The organism is Arthrobacter sp. NPDC080086 (assembly GCF_040702285.1).
In genome coordinates, this window is sequence record NZ_JBFBKP010000159.1 from 1 (window position 1) to 2711 (window position 2711).

The window sequence follows — 2711 nt, forward strand, 5'->3', positions numbered from 1 at the left end:
GTGACACCCTGGGGCGACAGATCGCGTCGCTGTGGCTGCCCTACCAGGCCGAGCGGCAGCTGTTCTCCGGGTTCCCCAGCGGCTGGAGTACGCTGGAGATGTTTTTGGTGGGCAGATTGATAGTCTTGCCGTCCGCAACGAGCTTCAGGTGATTGGCTTGGCGTAAGACCTCCCAGAAGCCGGGGAAGTTGGCCCCGCACACCCGGCAGTCGGTGAAGAAGGGGTTGCTGTAGGTTTCGCCGTCGATGATCACGTCGAAGCCATTGCCCTCTTCGGAGCTGTACTGCCGGCCGCCGATGCTGGCGTAGGCGCGGACATAGCCATCTTCCTCGTAGTCCGGGCAGGAGATGTTCAACTCGTTGCCGTTGCCGTCGTCCACCAGATGCTCACTGACGCCCATGCCCCAGCCGGACGTCCATTCATAGGTGCCGGCCTGGGCGCTGGTGCAGAGTAACCGCTCCATAAACCCCACCTACTGCTGATGGGGCGGGTCTGTCAGGATGCGCTCACTGGCGAGCAATTCCACGGCAGCAGCGCTTCGTAATCCTCGACGCTATTGGCGGCCGGCAGGCGTTCGAGGATGTGGCGCAGCCAGGCGTAAGGCTCCTGGCCATTGGCCTTGGCGGTTTCGATCAGGCTGTAGATCTGTGCGCTGGCCGTGGCCCCCTTGGGCGTGTCGCTGAACAGCCAGTTCTTGCGCCCGATAACGAACGGGCGGATGGCGTTCTCCGCGCGGTTGTTGTCGATCGGCAGATGTCCACCTTCGACGTAGCGCACCAGCTTTCTCCAGTTGCTGGCCAGGTAGTTCACCGCCCTGCCCAGCGCCGTCTGCCCGACGACCTGCGGCTGGGTCTTGTCCAGCCAGGTCTTGAGTTGATCGAGCAGCGGCTGGCTGCGTTGCTGACGGGCGACCAGGCGCTCGGTATCGCAGGCGTCCTTCAGGTCACGCTCGATGCCGTAGAGCTTGTTGATCAGGTTCAGCGCCATGTCGGCACGGCCGGTTTTGCCCTTGGGTTGCACTTTCTGCGCCTCGACGAACTTGCGCCGCGCATGCGCCCAGCAGCCGAGGCGTTCGATGCCTTCTTGCGCGGCCACGGCGTTGTAGCCGGCGTAGTCGTCGGTCATCAGGTAGCCGCGATAGCCGTCGAGCAAGCGCAGCGGCACCTCCTGCGCGCGGCTGGCGGTGTAGTCGAAGAGGATCACCGGCTTATCCGGTGGTCCACCGCTTTGTACCCACATCCAGGACTGCGCGGTGGGATCGCGTCCCGGTTCATGCAGCACCTGCAGGCGCGTTTCGTCGCAGTGCAAAACGGGGTATTCGAGCAGCTTGTCGCGCAGCAGGTTGAGCAGCGGTTGCAGCTGTTCACCGCTCTGGATCACCCAGCGCGCCAGGGTCTGGCGTGGTATGTCGACGCCGTGGCGGCTGAGCATCTTCTCGAAGCGGTACAGCGGGATGCCGTCGGCGTACTTGGTGGTCAGCAGCATGGCCAACACGCTGGGGCTGGCCAGGCTCTTCTCGATCAGTTGGGCCGGCTTGTCGGCAGTGAGCGGCGCCGCTTCGCAGGCCTTGCAGGCGTAGGTCTTGCGGATATGGCGGATGACCCGCACCTGCATCGGGATAATCTCCAGCTGTTCGCTGGTCTCCTCGCCGATGACTTGTTTGCAGGCGCCACAGGCGCAAGTCAGCTCGTGCTCGGGCAGGTCGTGGATGACTTCGACACGCGGCAGGTTGGCCGGCAACGGCTTGCGCTTGCCACGGCGCTTGACCGGCGCAACGATTTCTTCGGCTTCGGCTTCGGCTTCGGCTTCGGCTTCGCTTGGCGCAGCGGCCGCTTCGATCAGCTCTTCGACCTCGTTGAACATGGCCAACTGCGGTGAGTCGGCGTCTTCAGGGCTGCGCTCGGACTTGGGCGAGAACAACTTGTGGCGCAGCAGGGCGACCTGTTCCTGAAGTTGTTCTATGCGAGCATCTTTCGCAGCCGCCTGTTCACTGGCCAGCAGCAGTAAATGCTTGAGCAGGATTGGGTCGTCAGGAAGGGGGGCGGGCACGGCGATCATGGCCGTGGATTATACCGGCTCAGGTCACGAAACGCGGCGTCAGTATCTGGTGCGGACGGTTGCGCCACAGGTCGATGCCGTCGAGCAGCCAGTTCAACTCATCGACCGTCAGCTCGATGGCCTCGTCGCCGGCATCGGGCTTGGTCTTGAAGCGTTCGGCTTCCAAACGCTTGAGCCACAGGCAGAAGCCATTGCGCTCCCAGTAGAGGATCTTGACCTGACTGCGGGTGCGGTTGAGGAACACGAACAGCACGGGGTTGAACACTTCCACCTTGATGTCCAGCTCGACCAGAGCGGCCAGGCCGTTGATGGATTTGCGGAAATCGACGGGTTTTGGGTAGAGGTAGACCTTCTGCACCTTGGCGTCGGGACGCATCATGGGATGAACTCCGGTGAAAACGGGAGTTCAGCTTCCAATGATCTGCGGGCTATGGGCAGGTGGGGTTTATGGAGCGGATACGCTGCTGTGACATGGCCCCGAAAGCATGAACCGGGCATGTGTGTTTTCAGTAAATCGTGCTGAAGGATGTTCAGGGAGTTTGCCAAAAGGGTCACGCACGTAGAACCGTCGAATCTCACGGCTAACACTTATACTGGAGCGCAATGCCGGCAGCTGTTACCCGCTCGAACGGCTTCCCAAGCTTAGTCCGTTG

General features: G+C 62.1%; 3 protein-coding genes. All 3 read right to left on the reverse strand.

Annotated elements, in window-relative coordinates:
* Positions 1-40 precede the first annotated feature (40 nt).
* The 3 genes from AB0305_RS22955 to tnpB are packed head-to-tail and all read right to left on the reverse strand — an operon-like array spanning position 41 to position 2437.
* Positions 41-463, reverse strand: a complete 423-nt coding sequence (locus AB0305_RS22955) for a hypothetical protein (protein ID WP_366174170.1) — start codon at positions 461-463, stop codon at positions 41-43.
* A gap of 32 nt (positions 464-495) precedes the next feature.
* Entirely contained in the window at positions 496-2058 is a 1563-nt protein-coding gene (locus AB0305_RS22960) for an IS66 family transposase (RefSeq protein WP_011920681.1), read from the reverse strand.
* 19 nt (positions 2059-2077) lie between these two features.
* Positions 2078-2437, reverse strand: a complete 360-nt coding sequence (tnpB, locus tag AB0305_RS22965) for an IS66 family insertion sequence element accessory protein TnpB (RefSeq protein WP_003460146.1) — start codon at positions 2435-2437, stop codon at positions 2078-2080.
* Positions 2438-2711: the final 274 nt, after the last annotated feature.

Excerpts from the sequence above, each read along its gene's own strand:
- AB0305_RS22955 (WP_366174170.1), bottom strand. The coding sequence starts at position 463 with ATGGAGCGGTTACTCTGCACCAGCGCCCAGGCCGGCACCTATGAATGG.
- AB0305_RS22960 (WP_011920681.1), bottom strand. The coding sequence starts at position 2,058 with ATGATCGCCGTGCCCGCCCCCCTTCCTGACGACCCAATCCTGCTCAAG.
- tnpB (WP_003460146.1), bottom strand. The coding sequence starts at position 2,437 with ATGATGCGTCCCGACGCCAAGGTGCAGAAGGTCTACCTCTACCCAAAA.